This window comes from Lysinibacillus sp. NPDC059133 (assembly GCF_042755925.1).
Taxonomy (GTDB): domain Bacteria; phylum Bacillota; class Bacilli; order Bacillales_A; family Planococcaceae; genus Lysinibacillus.
In genome coordinates this window covers 13,988-36,923 of the sequence record NZ_JBHZDH010000041.1, presented here as the reverse complement: position 1 = coordinate 36,923, position 22,936 = coordinate 13,988, and the positions used below count along the sequence as shown (strand labels likewise).

The following is a 22,936-nucleotide window of genomic DNA, read 5'->3' as shown; positions in this document are numbered from 1 at the left end:
AGCAAACCCCTGTGTTATCTATTTATGCCCAGGGAGCTATTTCGAAGGATTTCTTGAAATCATTGGAAAACGCCAAGTTTTTGAATGATCAACACGTTGCTATTATTCAAGAAAAGAATCCAGTAAAAGAACATGATGATCGACTCTTATTTTTGCCTGAGCTAACTGAACAAGCAGTTATCATGTCACAAATAAAGTCACAATATAAGTTTGAAGATTCACCAACATGGTTGCCGGAAGTTGTGGCATCCTATTTAGTGAAGGATACGATTGGTTCAGATAAAGCAAAGAAAATCGTGAAGACGTTAAAAGAATATATGACAGCAAATCAAGAGTCGGCATGGCAGGAAGCTTTGGATAAGCTAGGTGAAGAGCAGATTTCCCCTGCATCAATGGACGATCTTTTATCAAAGGTATTAGATGCAAAAACGTCTTATTTTAAGTTGAATGCTGCCCAAGAAAATGGCACATACCCACTTTTATTTGAGGATGATCGAAATGTTTACGTTAATGACGCTTTGAGAGATGATGTTCAAGTGATTCTTAATGAAGGACAAGTATTGTATACTGCTGATACATTGTTGCCATATCTAGGATATACTGTTGGCGAAGGTAAAAATGGATATTATATCAATAATGATAATCGCACCTTCCGATTCCCGAAAGAGCCTGGATTTTATGTATTTAATCAACGTAGATATTCTACTATTTCAGAACCAATCATTAAAATTGCCAATCATTATTATGTTGAAGAAGCTTGGCTACAACGATTATTTTTAGTAGAATTACAAAAAAGTGATGGTCGTATCAATATCAAGATGTTAACACAAGAACAAGAATAAATTTTTTGCAGCGGAGGTTCGTCTTTCGCTGCAAAAATACTTTTAACTTCTTTCAGCGGGTGCTAAACACCCGCTGACATAAAGGAACTCAGTCTAAGAACGCCACGTCCTGTGGCAATTTATCTGTGCGAAAGCGAAGCGACAGCAACAATGTTTTGTCTGTGCGAAAGCGAAGCGACAGCAACAACAACAACAACAACCAATAAACAATAACAATTACGCCAAGGCGAAATTGTTATATGCAATAAGAAAGTACGGTGATTTGCCTATGAGAGTTGTAGCAGGAGAACGTAAAGGGATGCCACTAAAGGCGATTGTGGGGAATACGACGAGACCTACAACTGATAAAGTTAAGGAATCCATATTTAATATTATTGGTCCATTCTTTGATGGAGGTATAGCGCTCGATTTATTTGCGGGGAGCGGTGGCTTAGGTATTGAATCTTTAAGTAGAGGAGCTGAGCACGCCGTTTTTATTGAAAAGGATGCAAAGGCGTTCCAAGTACTACAGGAAAACATAAAGAAATGTCGTTATGAGGATTGTTCTGAGCTATTTCGTATAGATGCGAAGCGTGCGGTGAAAGCGCTATTAAAACGTGATATTACGTTTAAATTAGCATTTTTAGACCCGCCGTATCATCACAAAGAATATTATGACTTAGTGCAGATTCTTGTCGACAATGATAAAATTCAACATGATGGTGCTATTTTATGTGAGCATGCAAAAGAAGTAGAATTACCACAGAGGTTTGGGGACTTTGTATTAAAAAGACAAGAAACATATGGCGGAACGATTATATCCGTTTATCTTCATTCTTTGGGTGTCCCAATACCCACTGAATAGAGAAACTCAGGCTAAGAACTTCTCAATCAGTGAAAATGCCAGAGTGGCCAACATCTTGCTACCAAGGTGAAATGGATCGTTATGCAAAAGAAAGAGGGAGAATAGGTTGTCAGAGAAAATTGCTGTAGTTCCTGGAAGTTTTGATCCGGTGACATATGGTCACTTAGATATTATTAAACGGGCGGCAGATGTATTTGACACAGTTTATGTTGCTGTTTTAAATAATTCATCCAAGCAGCCGTTATTTTCAGTAGAAGAGCGTATGGCATTAATGGCTGAAGTGACTAAAACATTGCCTAATGTACGTATTGAAAGTTCATCGGGGCTATTAATAGACTATGCTAAGGAAAAAAAAGCAAAAGCGATTGTCCGTGGTTTACGAGCTGTTTCGGATTTTGAATACGAAATGCAAATTACTTCAATGAACCGTTTTCTTGATAAAAACATTGAAACGTTTTTCATCATGACAAAAAATCAATATTCATTCTTAAGCTCAAGCATTGTCAAAGAGGTTGCGAAATACGGTAGTGATGTCAGCGAGCTTGTTCCTGCTTGTGTTGTAGAAGCTTTGAAAGAAAAGTATGGTTTTTAACTTCTTTCATCGGGTGTCCAAACATCCGATGAAATAGAGGAACGCAGTCTAAGAACGCCACGTCCTGTGACAACGACTGAGTGACCAACATCACGTTAGCCCAAAGCCCCCGGCGGATGTCACGGAATCGGAAAGGAGTTCACAGAGGATGTTAGCCTAAAATAATCCATCCATGCGATAACGGCTTGACCTGCATCGGTAAAAACGCCACGTCCTGTGGCATTACCGAAATGACCGACCTCGTGTCGGCCCTCGTGCAGGCCTAAGCACAAAGCCGATTCTGGACGCAATTATGCCGAGGCATAATTGATAAATAAACTAAAAAGAGAGACTGGGACAAAACTTGTCAAAGTCTTAAAAAGCGCGAGAAATCAATTTTAGAAAAGTTGATTTTCTCGCGCTTTTCTAATGGGGTATTTTTAAATTTTTCTATAAAAATATACTGTCAGAGGTGTCAATTCAGATGACCCTCCGGCAAAACGAAGGGGTGATTTCCGTTCCGACTGGGCGCTTTGTCGCTGACGCTTCGCTTTCGCGCAGATAAAACATTTGTTGCTGCCGCTTCGCTTTCGCACGGATAAAACATTTGTCGCTGCCGCTTCGCTTTCGCACAGAGCAAAGCTTCCTGGGGGCGTCGGGGCGACAGGATGTCGGTCACGAAGGCGTTATCACAGGACGTGATGCTTTTAGCCTTCGTTCCTCTATTACTAATCCCCAAGGAGTCGCCCAGTCTCCACTCCAATCAACCACTTTACAAGCTTGTATCTTCTGACATATTGCTCTAATTTATCGTAATAAAGCGATGTGTTCCAGCCTCTGTTTTATTTGATAACAGGATGAGATTGGAAATTGCTATAATATTTTCTGCTATTGCAATTGAAAAAGGGGAAAAAGAAGCAGGCAAGTGATTGAATTCCTCTACTATGCTTGCTCCTAAGTCAGTTTGAACCTTCACTCCAATAGAGGGAGGTGTGGTGATGCAGACGATTATTTATTTTAAGAAAAAAAGAGCATAAATAGTAGGTACAATGATTATGCTAAGTAGGCGGAATTTTATATAGGGTCGAACGGAAAGCTTAGCTGATTTCGCAATAACGAAAATTTGTAAATGGATGCTTATACTTTGCATAGTTAACAACATAACGACCAAAAACGGTAAATATGAAAGATTGGGAAAAGCTGAGACGGTCATTTTAAGACCATTTGTAACTTCAAGAATTGCGGCTATGGAAAGCTCGGCTGTATAGGGAAGTTTAGGTATCAGTGAATCAAGGCCTTGCTGGACAATCGTCTGGATGGTAGTGAAAAAAATTATTGTCGTTCCAACTAATAGTATTGTCGGGGCTGTTTCTTTTATGCTTTCAGAGAATGGTGCTGAAGACAAAGGTGTATTGTGTATGGCGATGCTAGGAGGATCCGTTTTACGAAATAAAAAGTAACCGGTTATTAAACAGCAAATGTTAAAACTATGTAGTAAACATAAAAATAACCATCCGAACGTATTACTGTGTAATAAATCAAGGCTTACAAAGCCTAGCACGAATAGAGGGCTTGGTGCATGACATACGGCTAATAAAAAATTTGCTTCTTTAGCGTGTAATTGCCCGCTGTTTTTTAAGTAAACAATGGTTGTTGCTCCAGACGGATACCCCCCGAGTGCGCTAATAATGTAGGCTTGTACGTATAAAGAAGCTCTTTTTGTTTTCGTGCGCATAGGAGCCGTTAAACGGAGAAGCCATTGAGTTAAAATAAGGTACGGTAATAAATAAGGGAATAGGGCATCCATAAAAAGGTTTAAACCTAAATCAGTACCAGTATGAGCTGTTTGTGGGAATAACAAGAGTAATAGAATAAGAACTATGCAAATCGCTATTTGAATTGTCGCATACATGTTATCATCTCGTTTCAACTTTTTGTCATTCACATAGGCAAATGCTAAAATCAATATATGTAAAAAAGGCAAAAACATGAACGTATGGTTTTGCGAGCGTCCTAGGAGGTGTTTTTCTAATGAAGAAAAAAATTAGTATTTATGCAGTGTTATTAGTCGTGATTTGTTTTTTAATGTTATACCGACTAGACGCTTATATCATGAAGCCTGGAAGTGCTTATGATGTCAGTAAATTTGTTAACGTTGAAAATAGCCACACGAATGATGAAGGTTCCTTGAGTTTAATGACAGTGGCTATGCAGCAAGCTACGCCTTTTTCGTATCTTTGGGCAAAAACCCAAAAATACCAAAAATTAATGGATATTACCCAAGTTCGAAATCCATTAGAGGATGAAGAGGAATATAATGTTCGACAGCTTAAATTAATGTCTGATTCTCAATTTAATGCAAAGTATGTAGCTTTTCAAAGAGCTGGCCTTCAAACAAAAATTCTTTTTAACGGTGTTTTTATATTAAATGTCCTTGAGGGCGGTGCTTCGGAAAATTTATTAAAAGCTGGTGATGAAATTATTGAAGTTGATGGACAAAAAATTAGAAACCAACAAATGCTTTTAGATCTTTTAAAACCAAAGCAGCTTGGAGATAAAGCGACAATTAAATTTATACGTAATAAAAAAGAACAAGAGGTAACGATTACATTAAAGGAAATTCCTGAATCAGAAGAAACAAGGGCTGGTTTAGGTATTACTTATGCTGAAAGTAAATCTATTGAAACAAATCCAAATGTATCTATGAAAACTGAGGATATTGGAGGTCCGTCTGCTGGACTAATGTTTACTTTAGAAATTTTAGACCAACTTCTCAAAGAAGATTTAACGAAAGGCTATGCTATTGCAGGGACAGGGGAGATGCTGGTGGATGGCTCTGTTGGAAGAATTGGTGGAATAGACTATAAAGTCATTGCTGCTGATCGTGATGGTATGGAAATCTTTTTTGCACCAGATGATGAAATTACTCCAGAAATGAAAGCTAAATATCCTGACCTGGAATCTAATTATGCTACAGCAATAATGACTGCTAAAGATATTGGAACAAAAATGAAAATAGTTCCGGTTAAAACTGTGGATGATGCAATCGAATATTTAAAACAGTTACAGCCGAAATAAAGTTTTATCATTGTAACGTGGGTTGATTTCCGTTGCTTTCCAGTGAGCAAGCGTCGAGTCGCTTCCTCCGCGCTTTCGCGAAAAAACACCCTGATTTTTAAATTAGGGTGATATCCTGGGCGACATAATAAAGTAAAAGGATTCACACATAGTTTTGTGTATGAATCCTTTTTTTGCTCTTTGGAAGGTGGATGTCGATAAAAATTAAAAGTTGGGTGATAAAACGTGAAAGTTAGTCGATAAAATTCAAAAGTTAGTCGATAAAATTCAAAAGTTGGACGATAATTCCTGAAAGTGTTCCGATAAAACTAAAAAGTTGGATGCCAGAAGAATTTCTGGCATCCTTTTCCGTTACTTAAAAACGAATCGGTGGTGTTTGATAATCTTTCGGAAGACTTTGCTCTTTTGTTCTTTGTTCTATACTTAAATTGTATACCTCTGCTGCATGAATATCTACAGCAAGCATAACATCATCCATAGCTGCAACACGACTGATTAAAGGTAAAGGTATATCTTTTTTATGCATGCCTAAATAGGCTTGTCCCTGCTTACTCATACCAAGTAAACGTATACAGGAAGGAGCATCAAAGCTTTGCAACTGTTCCTTTGTAAATCCCGTATAAATGTGTGTGAGCATCCGTTGAAGTCGTGTCCAAGTATAGCGTTTTGATTTAATTTTCTCCATAAAGCTGCTAAATGATTGACTCGTTTTTACTGCTTTGATAAGAGCATTTTCAATGCCTTCTGTTACTTCGGCATAGCGGGTAAGTTCATTAGGTGTATGTCGAATAAGTGTAAACTGTAATAATGGCCAAAAAGTTTCCCAACTTGCAAATTCACCATATTTTTCATGCCAATCAGCTAAATAATCAAACGATGCTTTAGGAAGAAAATCTTGCACACTTTGAAGATCACTGGTTGTTGCTAGTGCCTTGCGTATTCCTGTGGCGCTAGCAATGGATGCACCTTCTTGTATAGTGTCGTGGTAACCTGCAACGATGCGAGGGATTGTTAAAGGCTTAATGTTACTACCTAGAGCCTTAGCAGCCTCAATATAGTGAAAACCAAGGATATTGTTCGGTTGTCCCAAATCAATGTATGTAGCAGGGAACTTTTGAGAAAGCTGTTCATAGGCGTAATGTAGACTTTTAGGATAGCTTGCACCCGTTTTAAGGCTTTCTTTAATAAGAGTGTTATATTCAGTGCGGTGATTATTAATGAGCTGAAACGTATTCATAAAGGGCTGAATGGAACCATCTTCGCTTCCAAAGGCAAAAGAATCGCAACCAATTGCAGATAGTAAGGAAATGGCTCCTTTTGCGAAATCAGTTGCAGGTGCGGTACTATAAACGTAGGGTAGTTCAATGACTATATCAACACCACCTGCGAGAGCCATTTTTGTGCGTGTCCATTTATCGACCATGGCTGGTTCACCACGCTGCAAAAAATCCCCACTCATGACTGCGATGACAATATCCGCTTGTGCTACTTTTTTTGCCTGTTCCAAATGATAGGCATGTCCGTTGTGAAAAGGATTGTATTCAACAACTATTCCGACTGCTTGCAAATGTAAGCCCCCTTTATCAATATTATTTGCTTCTCGTTCTTGTAAATTTGGAGCCTTTTGCTTATTATAGAACGATTTGGAGCAAATTCACTTATTATAATATATAATTATAGGTGGGTTTTATTGTGGTGACAAGAAATTATCTTGACATCTATTTTTACACATTATATAATCAACATTGTTGTCTCGAGGTGATTAAACGAATGAAATGGTCAATTCATCAATTATCTAAATACCGCCAAAACGGGATGCCAATCGATGCCTATGTCCAGTTGGACGAGGTGATGGAGCGAAACCAGGATATTCGAGCAATTTCGCCCGTTCATGTAAAAGGGCTTTGTACTTTCGGTGCATCGCAAATGACATGTCAGCTAACTGTGACAGCAACGTTAACATTACCATGTGCACGCACGTGGGAAGATGTTGAGTTTCCTATCGAAGTTGAGACAGTTGAAGTTTTCAGCTGGATTGACGAGGATAAACGAGGGGAAGATGACGGAGAACTTCGCTATATTGATGGTGAAGTTATCGACATGAAGCCGGTTATCGAGGAGTTAGTGCTTCTTGAAATACCTTTGCAAGTGTTCAAGGAGAATACCGAAGGACAAGTGCAAGGTGGTAAAAACTGGTCTTACGCAACAGATGAAGACGTTGAACTACACAAAAAAGCTGACACACAAAAAGTGGATCCAAGACTAGCTAATTTAGCTAAGTATTTTGATCAAACAGACGAATAGACGATCTGTAAGGAGGTGCCATCAATGGCTGTACCATTTAGAAGAACTTCTAAAACTGCAAAAAGAAAGCGTCGTACGCATTTCAAACTATCTGTACCTGGTATGGTAGCTTGCCCAAACTGTGGGGAAGCAAAATTATCACACCGTGTTTGCAAAGCTTGCGGACAATACAAAGGTAAAGAAGTAGTAAGCAAATAATACAGTGTTTGCTCACTTAAAAGGCTAGTAGAGAGACCATGGCTCTTTACTAGCCTTTTTGTTAGTTTGAAGAGACGGAATTTTCCGGCAATAACAAAAAGATATATAGTACTATAATAATTGTATGATACAATTTATCCATCGGGACAAAGGGGGGAATAGTATGGCTTATATAATTGATAACAAAGATGGTATCATGACGTTTACGATTAATCGAGAAGAAAAAAGGAATGCGGTTAATGATGAGGTTATGGACGGGCTGCAAGAAGTCATTACATATATTCGAAATCATGATGATGTCCGTTTTTTAGTTGTGACGGGTACAGGGGATAAATCATTTTGCTCAGGGGGCGATTTATCCGAATTTCATTCGCTCGAAACAGAGGATGAGGCGTTTGGGATGTTGAGTAAGATGGGCAAAATATTATACGACCTTGCAACTTTGCCTGTGCCGACGATTGCGTTAATTAATGGAACAGCGGTTGGTGGAGGCTGTGAGATTGCAACGGCTTGTGATTTTCGTCTAGTGGCAAGTCATGCGAAATGTGGTTTTATACAGGGGACATTAGCAATTACGAGCGGCTGGGGAGGCGGTACATACTTATTCGAACGAGGGTTACGCCATGATCGTGCAATGAAGATGCTAGTCGATGCGAAGCCTTATCCAGCAGAATTACTATATGAAATTGGCTGGGCAATGCGCGTTTTTGAAGGTTCAAAAGAAGTGGCGTTGAATGATTTTATCGAACATATGCGTAAAATTCACCCTTCTGTTCATAAGGCTTATAAAGAAATTGAGCTTCGAAAGTTGCGTGAGCGTAATATGTATGAACGTGTTATGGAGGAAGTTCGTACATGTGCGAAATTGTGGGAAAGTGAAGCTCATCACGAGGCAGTTGCTAATTTCCTAACAAAGAAAAACAATAAATAATGTATAACGGCAGTGATTATAGCAAAACATAATCACTGTCTTTTTGAATTCCATGATTCTATTTTGCTCGCCCATGCATATAGTAGTAAAAAATGCGAGGGTGATAGATTATGGAATTGAAAAAAAGAAAAGATCAATGGACGAAGGAAGACGATGAAAGATTAGCAGAAATTGTGTTGCATAATGTGCAAAATGGCAAAACGCAGCTAGAGGCTTTTGAAATGGCTGCTACTGAACTAGGTCGTACAAAACAAGCATGTGGTTTCCGTTGGAATAAAACATTACGTAGTCAATATAGTCAGTCACTACTAGCTGTACGAAATCAGCCGCAACAATCTATGCGAAGCCATTTGAAATTGGCATTAACAAGTTTTGATGAATTAACAGATGCCTATCAAAGTCTCGAAATAAGACACCGTGAATTACAAAATGAGCATGAAAAACTAGTGAAATGGTTACAGCAAGGATATTCTTTAATGAAAGATTAAAAACAGGAAGTAGATGAAAGTTACAAGTGCTGGAGGGTAAGTTACTTAGAAAGAATGTAAGCTTGATTAAAACATAATGCTGCGCTAAGTGGTGTTTATCCCGCATTAACGGGTAGTAAATCTCCGATTGTAGTTTCGCTTTAGATATTATCGAAAACACTTAGCCAATCCTGTATAATAAAAGAACCTGCATAGGAGGTGCCTTAGAATGATTTCTAAGGCACCTCCTTCTGTAGGAATGGGCAAAATGGATTGTATAATGATGGACAGTAGCGGCTGATGTCATAGCGATAGAACTGATTACTTATTTAAGCGCGTGTCCAAACACCCGCTGAAATAGAGGAACTCAGTCTAAGTACGCCACGTCCTGTGGCAAAGATGAGTGACCAACATCACGCTGCTGACGCTACGCTTTCGCGCGGAAAACATCCTTTGGCCCAAAGCCTCCGGCGGATGTCGCGGAATTATGCCGAGGTATAATTGATGAGGGCGTTCTCTTATGTTTGATCGTCCATTGTAAATGTGGAAGGTGTGATATATTGTGGATGTAGCAATTATTGGTGCAGGGGCTGTAGGTCAGTTAACGGCAAGTTTTATAGCTGAGTCTGGTATGTCTGTTACGTTGGTTACGAGAAGGCAGGAACAGGTAGATGAACTTCATGCAAAGTATTTAACGCGGGTGAATGTTGATGGAACGAAAACTGTACAAAAAGTTGCTTCAACTACGAAATTAGAGGAGCTACCACAACAGGATTTAATTATAATTGCTGTTAAATACGGTCAATTACAAGAGTTGTACAAACAATTATCTGCGTTACCGAGCACGGTATCGTTGCTGTTTATGCAAAATGGTTTAGCGCATTTTGATGAGGCACTACGTTTGCCGCAAAAGAATATTGCCTTTTGTTCTGTATCATTCGGTGCTCAATTAATCAATCAGATAACTGTGCAACATAGAGGCGTAGGTGCTTGTAAAATTGCGATAGAGCGAGGTAATAGTGATGCGTTTAACGATTTGTTACAACTAAACAATTCCTTATATCCAGTTGAACTGTTTGCTAATGCGGAACAAATGCTATTTGAGAAAGCTGTATTCAACTGCTTGATTAATCCGTTGACGGCTATACTGCAAGTGAAGAATGGAGAGTTAGTAACGAATAAGCAAGCGTTTCTAATAATGCGAACTCTTTATCGAGAGCTAACGGATGCTTTTGAAGGCATAGAACAAGCTATACCTTTTTTCAAGGTGATAGACTTATGTGAAAAAACAGCAAGTAATACATCATCTATGCTAGCGGATCGGATGCAAGGGAAAAAAAGCGAAATTGACACGATTGTAGGAGTAATACTAGAAAAAGCTCTAGCAAATGGTCACGATTTGCCAACTTTACGTACTTTATATCACCAAGTACTTGCAATAGAGGAGAGCGGTGAAAGACGTTGAAAGATTTTTTACATATAATTATAAGTATCATTATTTTTTGTCCAATCCTCCTTTTTGTGATTGTCTATTTATTTAGTCTAAAGGTTAAAATTCGAGGCACTCATGCTTTCGGAGCGGCATCGGATGTGACAACAGTGTGTTTGTTTTTTTCAGTACCCCTGGCAATCGGGGTACTATGGAATATCAATGTTAGCGCACTATTAGTAACATTGGCGGTGGTGATGGCAATGATTTTTACATATATTGATTGGCGAACAAAAAAGGAAATTGAAATAAAACCGCTACTTAGGAAAATTTGGCGCTTTCAATTTTTAGTACTAAGTACGGCGTATATTGTTATTTGTATAGTAGGTGTTATTCGATCTGTTATAGAATATTTACAGGCTGTCTAAGCATTTTCTTTTCATGTTGAAGCCATAAGCGTTAAAATAATAGCATTATACATTGTTTTTTAGTAATGACTCTAAATGTGCAAAAAATATGAAATAAAATTCCGAAGTACTCAAGCGTTTGAAGTTTGTTGGAAATTGTCATTTTAAATAAACTTTCGATGGATAAATTGCATAGTAAGTATTAACGGGATTTATCAGGCGTGTTGATTGAGGGAACATAGGTTTATTTTTGACTGATAAAAAATTTAGTTGATATTTTGCTAATATATGCCCATTTTACTGATTGTAGCGTAGCTGAAATCAGTGCCATAGGGTGGATGAAAATGGTTAATCAACACATTTGGGAATTTATTTTTATTTTGCTTATTAAAGAGTAAGAAGATGATTTAGGTAGAGGAGTTTGTGTTAAATGAAACTGGAGTCAATCCAAGTACCCATAAAAAATCGTTTGCTAGCAGATTATTGGTCACCGAATACTGCCATCCATGAGTTTTTTGAATACGAATATAACGATAAATCTTTTGAAAAACGTGCGCAATATTTAGATCAGCATGCGTATGATCAAAAAGAATTAACAGCCATCATACGTCAATTTATGGAGCCGCTTGGTATATCAAAGAAAGCGAATGAACATTTGCAGCAACTAGAGCAAGGAGCTATTGCAGTTGTTGGTGGGCAACAAGCAGGTATCTTAACTGGTCCTCTTTATTCGGTGCATAAGGCGATTTCGGTTATTACTTTAGCGAAAGAGCAAAGTGTAAAGCTTCAGCGACCGGTTGTTCCTGTTTTTTGGATAGCTGGAGAAGATCATGATTTAGAGGAAATTAACCATACGTATACAGTGCGTGGTGTAGATATTAAAAAACGTGCATACGGTGAACGTTCAAGACGTAAAACGATGGCTTCTGAAACAAGGATAAACAAAGAATCCATGACACAATTAATAAATACTGTTGTGAAGGATATGGGTGAAACAGAATTCACTGAAGTACTTATTAAACAATTAGTGGATACTCTTAATAAGAGTGACACATTTACGGACTTCTTTGCGCAACTTATGAACCACTTGTTTAAAGATGAAGGTTTATTGATGATTGATGCAGCGGACTTTAAATTCCGTCAATATGAGAGTGGGAATTTTACCCGTATCATTCATAAAAATGAAGAAATTGCTAAAGTGGTAACAGAGAGAGAAGAAGAGCTTGAACGTGCGGGCTATGGCAAACCTATTTCGGCAACAAACGAAGCGGCCAATTTATTCTATGTAGAAGATGAAGATCGTCATCTTTTAGAAAGGAAAAATCAGCAATTTGTTAATCTGGCTGCAAATATCAAGCTATCTCGAGAAGAAGTTTTAAGAATTGCTGAAAACCATCCTGAGCAATTAAGTAATAACGTTGTGACGCGTCCTCTAATGCAGGAAATGACATTGCCTGTGCTAGCATTTGTTGGTGGACCTGGGGAACTTGCGTACTGGGCGACGTTGAAGGATGCATTTTCGGTATTAGGCTTACAAATGCCGATTTTTGCGCCGCGTCTTCATATCACCATCGTCACACGTCACGTGGAACAGCTTTTACGCGAATATCGTTTAAGTGTTGCTGAAGTTTTGGATGGTAAAGCGTTACAGCTTAAAGAACAATTTATTGCTGGTGTACAGGATACAGAAGTGAAGCGTCAAATCCAGACGATGCAACGAGACCTTTTAGAAAAATATGATGCACTTCAACTTTATTTAGAAGAGCAACATCTATTACTAGATAAAATACTTGTGAAAAATAAAGAGAATCATCTAAAGCAATTTGAGTATTTACAGCAAAAGGTTGAACAAACTGTTCTTAACAAACATGAAACGACAATCCGGAAATTTATGACGCTACAAAATGAGTTATATCCAAATGAGGGGTTCCAGGAAAGAACATATAATCCTTATCAATATTTTAATGAGTTTGGATCTGTATTAATTACTGAAATGCTGAAACAAAACTATAGCATTGGCAATCACCATTATTTAATTTATTTATAATTCCAATATATGTATCTTTGTACCTAATTAACGATTTGATACAATGTTTATTTGATGGACAATGTCGATATAAAATAGTGAATAGAGAGCTATCCTACTAAGGGTGGCTCTTTTTTGTGTCCTTTAGCATAGATTCAATAATTTGTGAAAGGTCTAATCACACATTAACTGTTAAAATGTCAAGTTTTTTTCAAAAAAAGTGGAGGAAAGTGGGGGGATGTGGTACATTATTTAATAAAGTGGGGTGAATAGCATGTTCATGGGAGAATATCAACACTCTGTTGATGCGAAAGGACGATTAATCGTGCCCGCAAAATTTCGTGAAGCCTTAGGCGAAACGTTTGTTGTAACACGCGGACTTGATAATTGTTTGTTTGGCTATCCTATGGATGAATGGCGAAAACTCGAAGAAAAATTAAAGGGCTTACCGATGACCAAAAAGGATACACGTGCATTTGCAAGGTTTTTCTTTTCTGGGGCAACGGAAGTAGAGATAGACAAGCAGGGGCGCATTAACATTCCGTCAACTCTTATGCAGCATGCACATCTTGTGAAAGAATGTGTAGTGTTAGGAGTTTCAAATCGGATTGAAATATGGGCGAAAGATGCTTGGGAGACTTACTTTAGTGAGTCGGAGCAATCCTTTAATGAAATTGCAGAAAATATGATTGGCTTTGATTTTTAACTTTTTAGACACTTAAGGTGTCAGCTGTATGAAGTTAAGGCCTGAAGGGAGCGAGTGGTATGTTCGATCATACAACCGTGTTATTAAGAGAAACAGTTGATGGGTTGAACATCGATCCTGATGGTGTGTATGTGGACTGTACGTTAGGTGGGGCAGGACACAGTGAATATTTAGTACAACAATTATCTGAAAAAGGGCGTTTAATTTGCTTTGATCAAGATATGACAGCTATTAACAATGCAAAAAATCGATTGGCACCGTATATTGAACGTGTGACATTTGTCCATTCGAATTTCCGCTATTTAAAAGAAGAACTATTAGCGATTGGTATTGAGCAAGTTGATGGTGTTTTATATGATTTAGGCGTATCTTCACCACAGCTTGATACACCAGAACGAGGCTTTAGTTATCACCATGATGCACCTTTAGATATGCGCATGGACCAAACGGCAACACTTACAGCATTTCATGTCGTGAATGAATGGGCATATGAAGATTTAGTACGTATATTTTTCCGCTATGGAGAAGAGAAATTTTCAAAGCAAGTTGCTCGTAAAATCGAAGAGGCACGTAAGGTAGCGCCGATCGAAACAACTAGCCAACTTGTAGAACTTATTAAAGAGGGTATTCCAGCAGCGGCACGCCGTAAAGGTGGACATCCAGCGAAGCGCATATTCCAAGCAATACGAATTGCTGTTAACGATGAGCTAGGCGCGGCAGAGGATTCATTAGTCGATGCGATTGATATGATAAACGTAGGTGGACGCATCAGTGTCATTACGTTCCATTCATTGGAGGACCGCCTATGCAAGACTATTTTTAAGGAAGCGTCATCATTACCGGAATTACCACCAAATTTACCAGTGATTCCTGATGACATGAAGCCAACTTTAAAGCTTATCACGAGAAAGCCGATCCTTCCTACTGATGAAGAATTAGCTGTAAACAATCGTGCTCGCTCAGCAAAGCTTAGAGTGGTAGAAAAGATTAACGACAAAGGGAGTGAGTAAATGGCAGCAGTACGTGTAAGGCAGCACCAGCAACAGCAAGTGCAACAACCGATAACACCCCCTAGCCCACAACCCACTATCAAACGTCGTAAAAAAATGAACCAGAAGTTTGAAAAAACAATGCTCATTGCTTTAGTTAGCATTATCGCTGTAATGTCAGTACTAGTGTTAAATAAGCAAGCAGCCATTCAAACAACCAGCATGGACATTCAAAAAATCGGAACTGAAGCAGAAGAGATTACTAAACAGAATGTTGACTTGACAGTTCGTGTAAGTGAACTGTCTACTTACGATAACATATGGAAAAAAGCTAAAGAACTCGGTTTAACTCAAAATGAGAAAAATGTAAAGGTAGTGCCGGGAGAATGAAAAAAAAGAGATTTCGATTCCAATGGGGAGCCTTTCTATTAATTATTTTTTATGGAGGGCTCTTTTTTCTATTGTTCGCGAGAATGGTGATGTTACAAGCGACAGGTGAAGTGAAAGGTCAAGAGCTTGCGGCAAGGGCAGCTGCAAAATATAGTAAAGAAAGTGCAATAACAGCAAGTCGGGGGAAAATTTATGATGCAAATGATCAAGTCATTGCTGAGGATACACTTAGTTATCGACTAATTGCAATCGTTAATAAAGAGGCTACGACGGATGCAAAAAAACCTCGACATGTAGTAGATCCAGAAAAAACTGCAAAAATATTAGCAGAATATATTCCTATGGATGAAGAAAAAATCTATAAACAGCTTACTAGATTAAAAGATGATGGCAAAAAGCCTTATCAAGTTGAATTTGGAAGTGCAGGCCGCGGAATAAGCCATGAGATTATGAGTAAAATCAAAGCGGAGAAATTACCGGGGATTGTATTTATAAACGATTTAAAACGTTATTATCCAAATGGTATTTTTGCCTCACACTTAGTTGGTTTCACTGTCAAAGAGGAAAATAAGGATGGTACGTTTACAACAAAAGGGAAAATGGGTCTTGAGCTTACCTACGACAAAGCACTAACCGGAAAAGACGGTAAGGTAGAATATGAGACAGATGCCTTCAGTTATTTATTACCGAATAGCGAAAAAATGGTGACACCCGCAAAAAACGGTGATGATATTTATTTAACACTTGATAAAACAATTCAAAGCTTTTTAGAGGAATCGATGACAGCGGTTGAAAAGGAGTATAACCCTGAATCGATGACAGCTATTGTGGCAGATCCGAAAACCGGTAAAATCCTTGCGATGTCTCAGCGACCTACGTTTAATCCTGATACACGCGAAGGCGATAATATGAAATGGCTGAACGAGGCTATTGAAGAGACCATAGAACCAGGCTCGACGATGAAAACGTTCACACTCGCTTCGGCTATTGATACAGGGGTTTGGGATCCAAATAAATACTATCCGTCAGGTCAATACAGAGTCCTAGATCAAGTAATTAAAGACCATAATGGTGGGAATGGTTGGGGTTGGATTTCTTATCTAGAAGGCTTCCAACGTTCATCCAATACTGCAATGGCGCACTTGTTAAAGCTTATTGGTGAGGATGTCTTTTTTGACTATTTAGATCGATTTGGGTTTGGTAAAAAAACAGGTATTGATTTACCGAATGAAGCATCGGGAAAACTTTTATCGAAATATCCAGTAGAACGAGTGACAACAACGTTCGGTCAAGGTTCTACGGTAACCCCGATTCAATTAATTCAAGCATTGACAGCGATTGCGAATGACGGAAAAATGATGCAACCGTATGTGATAGATCGTATTGTTGATCCTTCGACAGGAAAAACGATTAAAAAGCATGAGCCGATTGTAAAGGGACAACCAGTTTCAGCTGACACAGCGAAGCAAGTAAAAGAAATTCTTGCCTCTACGTTAACAGCTAAGGATGGTTCGGCGAAGGACTTTATTCTTGATGAATATGAAGTTGCAGGGAAAACAGGTACTGCCCAAATTCCTTTAGGAAATGGTAGGTATTCATGGGGATCAAATGAATTTCTGTATTCTTTCGTAGGGATGGCTCCTGCAGATGACCCTCAGCTCATTATGTATGTCTCAGTAAAAAGGCCGAAGTTAAAGGGTGATGCCGGTTCTATACCAGTTTCAAAAGTATTTAACCCAGTTATGTTAAATAGTTTAAAGTATTTAAATGTGAATCCTGAAGGTGTAAAGCATGTTGACGATGCAAAAATACAGGATTACACAGGTAAAAGTGCTGAAGCTATACAAGTAGAGCTTCAAAATGATGGTCTGAAGCCAATTATTGTTGGTGGTGGCGGTAAAATTATTGACCAATATCCAAAAGGTCCACAAAAACTTGTGAAAGGTAATTTTGTGTTTTTAAAGACAGCAGGCGATGTAATACTACCAGACTTCACCAATTGGTCGTTGCGTAATGTACTTGCTTTTAAGGCATTGGCAAATTTAGAAATTGAAGTCGTTGGAGAGGGCTTTGTAACAAGTCAGAGCGTCTCGGCAGGTACTGTAATCTCAGATCGTTCACCGATTGTCGTGAAGCTGAAAACGCCAGCTGAAAGCTTTGTCAAAGATGTAGAGACCCCACCTGAGGGTGAAACAACGGAATAAACCTGAATAGAAGCCCACTTTATTTCATACGTTGTAAAAAACAAGGTGTGATGTCGAATGAAGTGGATTTCTATCCATTCCAAAAAGCGATTACGTATTTTATACGTATTGTTTATGTTTGTAGCTGTTGCGATTATTATTAGGCTTTTCTTCTTGCAAGTATTAGATCAAAAAGATCTGACAAAGAAAGCCGAAGAGAATTGGGACCGAGAAATTCCTTTTGCCAATGAACGGGGGCATATTACTGACAGTAAAGGGAAAAATATTGTCACAAATAAGCTTGCACCAACTTTATATTTCATGCCTTCTCAAAGTAAGGATATTGAAGGGGCAGCGGCAAAAATTGCACAAGTTTTGGGCGTAGATGAACAAAAGCTGTTGAAAAAAATGAAGGAAAAAGCATACTTAGTAAAGCTGGCACCTGAGGGGAAAAATATTCCTTATGAAAAAGCAGTGGAGTTACAAGGTATGCAGATTGAGGGATTATATAGTGGCGTCGATTATTCAAGGGATTATCCATATGGTACCCTACTCTCTCGTTTTTTAGGTTTCACAGGTTATGATGCACAAGGTTTAGCGGGAATTGAATATGAATACGATAAGCTGTTACAGGCTAATTCTTCGGCCATACGGATCTTTACAGATGCGAAAGGGAATAATTTACCGAACGTAAAGAGCGCCTGGAAGGCTGGTGAAGATGGCGCAACGATTGAGCTAACGATAGATGTAGATGTACAACAGGTCGTTGAACGTGAATTGTCACAGGCAATGGAGCGTTATGATGCTGACCAAGCAATGGCGATTGCCATGAATCCAAATACTGGCGAGATTTTAGCGTTAGCTTCCTATCCAACCTTCAATCCAGCAGAATATCAAACGGTAGAGCCTGCTATCTACAATCGAAATTTACCGGTTTGGATGACATATGAACCGGGGTCAACGTTCAAAATCATAACACTCGCCGCAGCGCTGGAAGAAAATGTGGTGGATTTAGAGAAGGATACTTTTTATGATCCAGGTTATTCAATGGTTGCGGGAGCAAGATTGCGTTGTTGGAAGCGTGATGGTCATGGCTCTGAAACCTTCCTTGAAGTGGTAGAAAATTCTTGTAACCCGGGCTTTATTGAATTAGGTCAGCGAATAGGTAATGAAAAACTACTACAGTATATTAAAGATTTTGGTTTTGGACAAAAAACAGGCTCTAACATTGCTGGCGAGGCTTCAGGGATTTTATTTTCCAAGGAGGCTTTTGGACCTGTTGAGCAGGCCACAACTTCATTTGGTCAAGGTGTTGCCGTTACACCAATTCAACAGGTGCAGGCAGTATCCGCCGCAGTAAATGGGGGCAAGCTGTATACGCCATATGTTGTGAAGAAGGTTTTTAACCCTAATACTGGTGAAGTGATAAAAGAGACTAAACCGGAAGTGAAAAATCAGGTTATTCGTGAGGAGACATCTGCAAAGGTTCGAGGTGCATTAGAATCTGTTGTCGCAAAGGGCTCAGGACGTCAAGCTTACCGAGATGGATTACGAATCGGCGGCAAAACAGGCACAGCGCAAAAGGTAGAGAATGGCCGTTATAAAGACGGCGAATACATCGTATCGTTTATTGGCTTTGCACCTGCGGATAATCCGGAAATTGTCGTTTATGTAGCAGTGGATAACCCGAAAAAGGCAACCCAATTTGGCGGTGTGGTAGCAGCTCCAATCGTTGGTCAAATTATTGAAGATGTTGCACCTTTTGTTGGCATTGAAAAATCGAAGGAACAGCTTGAAAAGGATTATCGCTGGGGTGACCCAATTACTGTGAAGGTACCAAGTTTTATTGGTCAAACGAAGGATGATATTGCCAAGCAACAATATCCATTCCGTATTGTATGGCATGGAGAAGGGACTAAAATTGGCAATCAGCTTCCTGAAGTGGATAGTGTTATCAAACAAGATGGCACCATTCATCTTTATTTAGAAAACTAATTAACTTTACCTTTAAAAAATGGGAAAGAACCACTATTATTATGAAGGGTAGTAATAAATACATGAAAGTTTGTGCTTTTTTCTTCAAGAAGAAAGTGAAACAAGATTTAAAGGAGATTTTTCAATGAAACTCGCAACAACGCTTACCATTTTAGCTCTTGCTTTTATAGTAACAGTTATCCTGGCACCAATTTTTATTCCACTTCTTCGCCGATTAAAGTTCGGTCAAAGTATTCGTGAGGAGGGACCAAAATCCCATATGAAGAAAGCTGGTACTCCAACAATGGGTGGCATTATTTTCTTAATTGCCATTATCCTCACTACTGTTGGAGTAGGTAGCTTTTTAGATTTATTTACAACACAAACCATTGTACTGTTACTAGTATTAGTAGGGTTTGGGTTAATCGGTTTGCTAGATGATAGCTTAAAGGTTGTTTTTAAACGTAATTTAGGACTAACATCACTTCAAAAGCTTGTTGGTCAAATTGTCATTGCAATCTTGGCCTATTTCTTACTACATGGATCGTTTGATACATCACTTGCTATACCATTTACAGATTGGACGATCGATCTTGGTATTTTCTATGTAGCCTTTTTAATTTTCTGGTTAGTGGGCTTCTCGAATGCAGTGAATTTAACAGATGGCATAGATGGCCTTGTGGCGGGTACTGCATCCATTGCCTTTGCAGCATTTGGTGTTATTGCTCTGTTCCAAGAACAAGCTGATATCGCCTTATTTACATTCGCAGTAACAGGTGCATTATTAGGATTTTTACTTTTTAATGCGAATCCTGCAAAGGTATTTATGGGAGATACAGGTTCGTTAGCATTAGGTGGAGCATTAGCCATGGTCTCTGTTTTAGAAAAAGCAGAATTCTTACTATTATTAATTGGATTAGTGTTTGTTATTGAAACATTATCCGTTATTTTACAAGTAGGTAGCTTCAAACTGCGTAAAAAACGTATTTTTAAAATGAGTCCTATTCATCATCATTTTGAATTATCAGGTTGGTCAGAATGGAAGGTAGTACTTGTCTTTTGGTCAACTGCTTTAGCAGTAGCATTGATTGGAGTTTTATCGGAGGCGTTCTTATGAGAAATATTACAGATTTACAACATAAAAAAGTCCTTGTTTTAGGTCTAGCTAAAAGTGGTGTGGCTGCAGCTGAGATTTTACATGAGCTTGGCGCCTTTGTGACGGTAAATGATTCCAAACCATTTGACGAAAGCCCAGATGCGCAAGGCCTATTGCAAAAGGGGATTACGGTTATTTGTGGGCGTCATCCAGAAGATTTACTGGATGAAGGCTTTGAATTAGTTGTGAAAAATCCAGGGATTCCTTATAGCAACAAAATAGTAGCGGATGCAATAAGCCGTGGAATCCCCGTTTGGACAGAAATTGAGCTTGCCTATTTAATTAGTGAAGCGCCGTTTATCGGTATTACAGGATCAAACGGTAAAACAACTACGACAACAGTAATTTTCGATATGTTGAATAACGGTAGTTTGAAACCGTTAATTGCAGGGAATATAGGAACCGTTGCATGTGGTGTCGCAAGAGAAGCACAAAAGGATAATGTAATTGTTACAGAGTTATCATCTTTCCAATTAATGGGGACGCAAACGTTTAAGCCGAAGATTGCTATATTAACAAATCTTTATGATGCACATCTTGATTATCATGGGACATTTGACAACTATGCAGAGGCAAAATTTGGTGTTGCACGTAATCAAGATGAGAACGATTATTTTATCTATAATGCCGATCAGCCGATTGTTGTTGGCTATGCGACAAAATCAAATGCTAAAAAGGTACCATTTAGTTCTAAGGGACGCACGGATGAAGGAATTAGTGCGGATGAAACAACAATTTACTGGCAAGGTGAGCCGTATTTAGATCGAGCAAATATCGCTTTGCCTGGTAGGCATAACTTAGAAAATATTTTAGCGGCTGTCGCAGCTTGTATTTTAGTCGGCTGTGACAAAGCTAAAATGGAAGAAGTGTTAGCGAAGTTTGGAGGCGTTCGTCACCGCACTCAGTTTGTGCGTGAATGGAACGGACGCAAAATTTACAACGACTCCAAAGCAACAAACTGCTTAGCTACAAAAAGTGCTTTAGATGCATTCCAAGCACCTGTTATTTTACTGGCAGGTGGATTAGATCGAGGACATTCGTTTGAAGAATTACGTCCATGCATGAGCCATGTAAAAGGTGTTGTTGCCTTTGGAGAAACGGGACTACGTTTTGTAGAATTTGCAAAATCGTGTGGTGTACAGCAAACTGTCATTGCTCAAAATGTTGAGGATGCAGTACACTATGCGGCGCCGATGTCAACGGAAGGCGATGTTATTCTGTTATCTCCGGCTTCTGCAAGTTGGGATCAATATGACAGCTTTGAAATAAGAGGCGATGTTTTTATTGATGCTGTAATGAAGCTGTAATGAGCCTGTAACTATTTTAGAATATACTTGACTTGGAAGGATGGCATTACTGAGAGGGAAAGAAAGCTATTTATTGCTCGTCACAACATTGATGCTTTCTATAATCGGCATTATTTTCGTCTATTCTGCAGGTACCTATTGGAGTGCCGTTCATTATAGTGGAAAAATGCCGTTTTATATGAAGCAAAGTCTATACTTTGCCGTAGCCATTGTAGTGTTTTTAATCACGATTCGATTAAATATTTTGAAAGAGCAGTCCTTTTGGAAAATGGCCTATATATTTTCGTTAATTTTACTAGTCCTTGTACTGATACCAGGAATTGGACTTGTACGAAATGGTTCTCAAAGCTGGATTGGCATAGGTCCGTTAACAATTCAGCCAGCAGAGATAACGAAAATTACCGTCATTGTATACATGAGCCATATTTTAGCACAGCATAAAACGGGTAAGTCTATTATTAATTGGCGGCATGGATTGATTTTATTATTACCCGTTGTACTTATTATGCTACAGCCTGATTTTGGTTCAGTTTTTATTCTCGTAGTTTCTGTGTTTTTATTGTTTTTTGTGGCAGGGTATCCTTTAAAACTGTATGCGATATTTTTGATTGCAGGGATTGCTGGATTAGTAGGCTTGATTGTCACAGCGCCATACCGACTAAAGCGGATTGAGGCATTTATTGATCCGTGGCTCGATCCTTTAGGAAGTGGGTTTCAGGCTGTACAGTCATTAATGGCTATAGGTCCTGCTGGGATTTTCGGGCATGGCTTTGGACAAAGTAGGCAAAAGTTTTTATATTTACCTGAACCACAAAATGACTTTATTTACGCAATAATTCTTGAAGAGGTTGGATTATTTGGTGGACTTGTTATTTTAACACTTTTCGTACTGACGATTTATGCAGGCTATAAATTTGCAGTGCAGGCTAAAACAAGAACATCTTATTACGCGATCATTGGACTTGTAACAATGTTGACCGTACAAGCATTTCTAAATATAGCAGTAGTGATTGGCTTAGTGCCTGTAACAGGTGTCACATTGCCTTTTATCAGCTATGGAGGAACATCTTTAGTAACAATGTGGCTAATAATAGGTATTATTTATCAATTAGCGAAATAAATATAAAGGAGGAG

The 22,936-nt window shown here is 38.7% G+C and carries 20 protein-coding genes and 1 pseudogene; 19 read left to right on the top strand and 2 right to left on the bottom strand.

Annotated features, from left to right (window positions below):
* The 3 genes and pseudogenes from ACFXN8_RS18795 to coaD all read left to right on the top strand — a co-directional run.
* Window positions 1–842: pseudogene (locus ACFXN8_RS18795) on the top strand (RNA polymerase II); the annotation flags it as partial.
* 268 nt (window positions 843–1,110) lie between these two features.
* A complete protein-coding gene (gene rsmD / locus ACFXN8_RS18790) occupies window positions 1,111–1,686 on the top strand; it encodes a 16S rRNA (guanine(966)-N(2))-methyltransferase RsmD (RefSeq protein ID WP_376073198.1) in 576 nt (191 codons plus the stop codon).
* 106 nt (window positions 1,687–1,792) lie between these two features.
* Window positions 1,793–2,278, top strand: a complete 486-nt coding sequence (gene coaD / locus ACFXN8_RS18785) for a pantetheine-phosphate adenylyltransferase (RefSeq protein ID WP_376073003.1) — start codon at window positions 1,793–1,795, stop codon at window positions 2,276–2,278.
* 991 nt (window positions 2,279–3,269) lie between these two features.
* Here the strand turns inward: coaD and ACFXN8_RS18780 are convergent.
* Entirely contained in the window at window positions 3,270–4,169 is a 900-nt protein-coding gene (locus ACFXN8_RS18780) for a hypothetical protein (protein WP_386847211.1), read from the bottom strand.
* Between the two features lie 119 nt (window positions 4,170–4,288).
* Between ACFXN8_RS18780 and ACFXN8_RS18775 the strand changes: the two genes are divergently transcribed.
* Window positions 4,289–5,335: a SepM family pheromone-processing serine protease gene (locus ACFXN8_RS18775; protein ID WP_386847209.1), complete on the top strand. Its 1,047-nt coding sequence runs from the start codon at window positions 4,289–4,291 to the stop codon at window positions 5,333–5,335.
* Window positions 5,336–5,690: 355 nt separating this feature from the next.
* Here ACFXN8_RS18775 and ACFXN8_RS18770 read toward each other — a convergent pair whose 3' ends face one another.
* Entirely contained in the window at window positions 5,691–6,902 is a 1,212-nt protein-coding gene (locus ACFXN8_RS18770) for a nucleotidyltransferase (protein WP_386847207.1), read from the bottom strand.
* A 203-nt stretch (window positions 6,903–7,105) separates the two neighbouring features.
* Between ACFXN8_RS18770 and ACFXN8_RS18765 the strand changes: the two genes are divergently transcribed.
* The 15 genes from ACFXN8_RS18765 to ACFXN8_RS18695 all read left to right on the top strand — a co-directional run bounded on the left by ACFXN8_RS18765 (window position 7,106) and on the right by ACFXN8_RS18695 (window position 22,922).
* Window positions 7,106–7,639 carry a YceD family protein gene (locus ACFXN8_RS18765; protein WP_376075881.1) on the top strand — a complete coding sequence of 178 codons (534 nt, stop codon included), beginning with the start codon at window positions 7,106–7,108 and terminating at the stop codon, window positions 7,637–7,639.
* A 24-nt stretch (window positions 7,640–7,663) separates the two neighbouring features.
* Window positions 7,664–7,837 carry a 50S ribosomal protein L32 gene (rpmF, locus tag ACFXN8_RS18760; RefSeq protein ID WP_010858320.1) on the top strand — a complete coding sequence of 58 codons (174 nt, stop codon included), beginning with the start codon at window positions 7,664–7,666 and terminating at the stop codon, window positions 7,835–7,837.
* Between the two features lie 163 nt (window positions 7,838–8,000).
* Window positions 8,001–8,768 (top strand): enoyl-CoA hydratase/isomerase family protein, encoded by a 768-nt coding sequence (locus ACFXN8_RS18755; protein WP_386847205.1) that lies wholly within the window; start codon window positions 8,001–8,003, stop codon window positions 8,766–8,768.
* A gap of 110 nt (window positions 8,769–8,878) precedes the next feature.
* Complete coding sequence (locus ACFXN8_RS18750) at window positions 8,879–9,256, top strand: transcriptional regulator (RefSeq protein ID WP_376075885.1); 378 nt, start codon at window positions 8,879–8,881, stop codon at window positions 9,254–9,256.
* A 541-nt stretch (window positions 9,257–9,797) separates the two neighbouring features.
* On the top strand, window positions 9,798–10,700 hold the full coding sequence (locus tag ACFXN8_RS18745) for a ketopantoate reductase family protein (protein WP_376075887.1): 903 nt from the start codon (window positions 9,798–9,800) through the stop codon (window positions 10,698–10,700).
* Window positions 10,697–11,092 (top strand): DUF3397 domain-containing protein, encoded by a 396-nt coding sequence (locus tag ACFXN8_RS18740; RefSeq protein ID WP_386847202.1) that lies wholly within the window; start codon window positions 10,697–10,699, stop codon window positions 11,090–11,092. Before ACFXN8_RS18745 ends, ACFXN8_RS18740 begins: the two co-directional genes overlap by 4 nt.
* Before the next feature lie 409 nt (window positions 11,093–11,501).
* The gene (gene bshC, locus ACFXN8_RS18735) at window positions 11,502–13,118 is read left to right on the top strand and encodes a bacillithiol biosynthesis cysteine-adding enzyme BshC (RefSeq protein ID WP_386847200.1); all 1,617 of its coding nucleotides are present in this window, start codon (window positions 11,502–11,504) and stop codon (window positions 13,116–13,118) included.
* Window positions 13,119–13,371: 253 nt separating this feature from the next.
* Window positions 13,372–13,803: a division/cell wall cluster transcriptional repressor MraZ gene (gene mraZ / locus ACFXN8_RS18730; protein ID WP_068983256.1), complete on the top strand. Its 432-nt coding sequence runs from the start codon at window positions 13,372–13,374 to the stop codon at window positions 13,801–13,803.
* A gap of 59 nt (window positions 13,804–13,862) precedes the next feature.
* A complete protein-coding gene (gene rsmH / locus ACFXN8_RS18725) occupies window positions 13,863–14,813 on the top strand; it encodes a 16S rRNA (cytosine(1402)-N(4))-methyltransferase RsmH (protein ID WP_386847197.1) in 951 nt (316 codons plus the stop codon).
* Window positions 14,814–15,182: a cell division protein FtsL gene (gene ftsL2 / locus ACFXN8_RS18720; RefSeq protein ID WP_386847195.1), complete on the top strand. Its 369-nt coding sequence runs from the start codon at window positions 14,814–14,816 to the stop codon at window positions 15,180–15,182. It abuts the gene before it with no gap.
* Complete coding sequence (locus ACFXN8_RS18715; protein WP_386847193.1) at window positions 15,179–17,386, top strand: penicillin-binding transpeptidase domain-containing protein; 2,208 nt, start codon at window positions 15,179–15,181, stop codon at window positions 17,384–17,386. Before ftsL2 ends, ACFXN8_RS18715 begins: the two co-directional genes overlap by 4 nt.
* A gap of 57 nt (window positions 17,387–17,443) precedes the next feature.
* Window positions 17,444–19,360, top strand: coding sequence for a stage V sporulation protein D (locus ACFXN8_RS18710; protein WP_376075897.1), 1,917 nt, complete (start codon window positions 17,444–17,446; stop codon window positions 19,358–19,360).
* A 124-nt stretch (window positions 19,361–19,484) separates the two neighbouring features.
* Window positions 19,485–20,456 carry a phospho-N-acetylmuramoyl-pentapeptide-transferase gene (gene mraY / locus ACFXN8_RS18705; protein ID WP_376075899.1) on the top strand — a complete coding sequence of 324 codons (972 nt, stop codon included), beginning with the start codon at window positions 19,485–19,487 and terminating at the stop codon, window positions 20,454–20,456.
* Window positions 20,453–21,802: a UDP-N-acetylmuramoyl-L-alanine--D-glutamate ligase gene (gene murD, locus ACFXN8_RS18700; RefSeq protein ID WP_386847190.1), complete on the top strand. Its 1,350-nt coding sequence runs from the start codon at window positions 20,453–20,455 to the stop codon at window positions 21,800–21,802. Before mraY ends, murD begins: the two co-directional genes overlap by 4 nt.
* Window positions 21,803–21,842: 40 nt before the next feature.
* Window positions 21,843–22,922 carry an FtsW/RodA/SpoVE family cell cycle protein gene (locus ACFXN8_RS18695; RefSeq protein ID WP_386847188.1) on the top strand — a complete coding sequence of 360 codons (1,080 nt, stop codon included), beginning with the start codon at window positions 21,843–21,845 and terminating at the stop codon, window positions 22,920–22,922.
* The last annotated feature ends 14 nt before the right edge of the window (window positions 22,923–22,936 follow it).

Bases quoted from the DNA above. Each gene is read 5' to 3' on its own strand.
- rsmD (WP_376073198.1), top strand. From the start codon at position 1,111: ATGAGAGTTGTAGCAGGAGAACGTAAAGGGATGCCACTAAAGGCGATT.
- ACFXN8_RS18780 (WP_386847211.1), bottom strand. From the start codon at position 4,169: ATGTATGCGACAATTCAAATAGCGATTTGCATAGTTCTTATTCTATTA.
- ACFXN8_RS18775 (WP_386847209.1), top strand. From the start codon at position 4,289: ATGAAGAAAAAAATTAGTATTTATGCAGTGTTATTAGTCGTGATTTGT.
- ACFXN8_RS18765 (WP_376075881.1), top strand. From the start codon at position 7,106: ATGAAATGGTCAATTCATCAATTATCTAAATACCGCCAAAACGGGATG.
- rpmF (WP_010858320.1), top strand. From the start codon at position 7,664: ATGGCTGTACCATTTAGAAGAACTTCTAAAACTGCAAAAAGAAAGCGT.
- ACFXN8_RS18755 (WP_386847205.1), top strand. From the start codon at position 8,001: ATGGCTTATATAATTGATAACAAAGATGGTATCATGACGTTTACGATT.
- ACFXN8_RS18750 (WP_376075885.1), top strand. From the start codon at position 8,879: ATGGAATTGAAAAAAAGAAAAGATCAATGGACGAAGGAAGACGATGAA.
- bshC (WP_386847200.1), top strand. From the start codon at position 11,502: ATGAAACTGGAGTCAATCCAAGTACCCATAAAAAATCGTTTGCTAGCA.
- mraZ (WP_068983256.1), top strand. From the start codon at position 13,372: ATGTTCATGGGAGAATATCAACACTCTGTTGATGCGAAAGGACGATTA.
- rsmH (WP_386847197.1), top strand. From the start codon at position 13,863: ATGTTCGATCATACAACCGTGTTATTAAGAGAAACAGTTGATGGGTTG.
- ftsL2 (WP_386847195.1), top strand. From the start codon at position 14,814: ATGGCAGCAGTACGTGTAAGGCAGCACCAGCAACAGCAAGTGCAACAA.
- ACFXN8_RS18715 (WP_386847193.1), top strand. From the start codon at position 15,179: ATGAAAAAAAAGAGATTTCGATTCCAATGGGGAGCCTTTCTATTAATT.
- ACFXN8_RS18710 (WP_376075897.1), top strand. From the start codon at position 17,444: ATGAAGTGGATTTCTATCCATTCCAAAAAGCGATTACGTATTTTATAC.
- mraY (WP_376075899.1), top strand. From the start codon at position 19,485: ATGAAACTCGCAACAACGCTTACCATTTTAGCTCTTGCTTTTATAGTA.
- murD (WP_386847190.1), top strand. From the start codon at position 20,453: ATGAGAAATATTACAGATTTACAACATAAAAAAGTCCTTGTTTTAGGT.
- ACFXN8_RS18695 (WP_386847188.1), top strand. From the start codon at position 21,843: ATGGCATTACTGAGAGGGAAAGAAAGCTATTTATTGCTCGTCACAACA.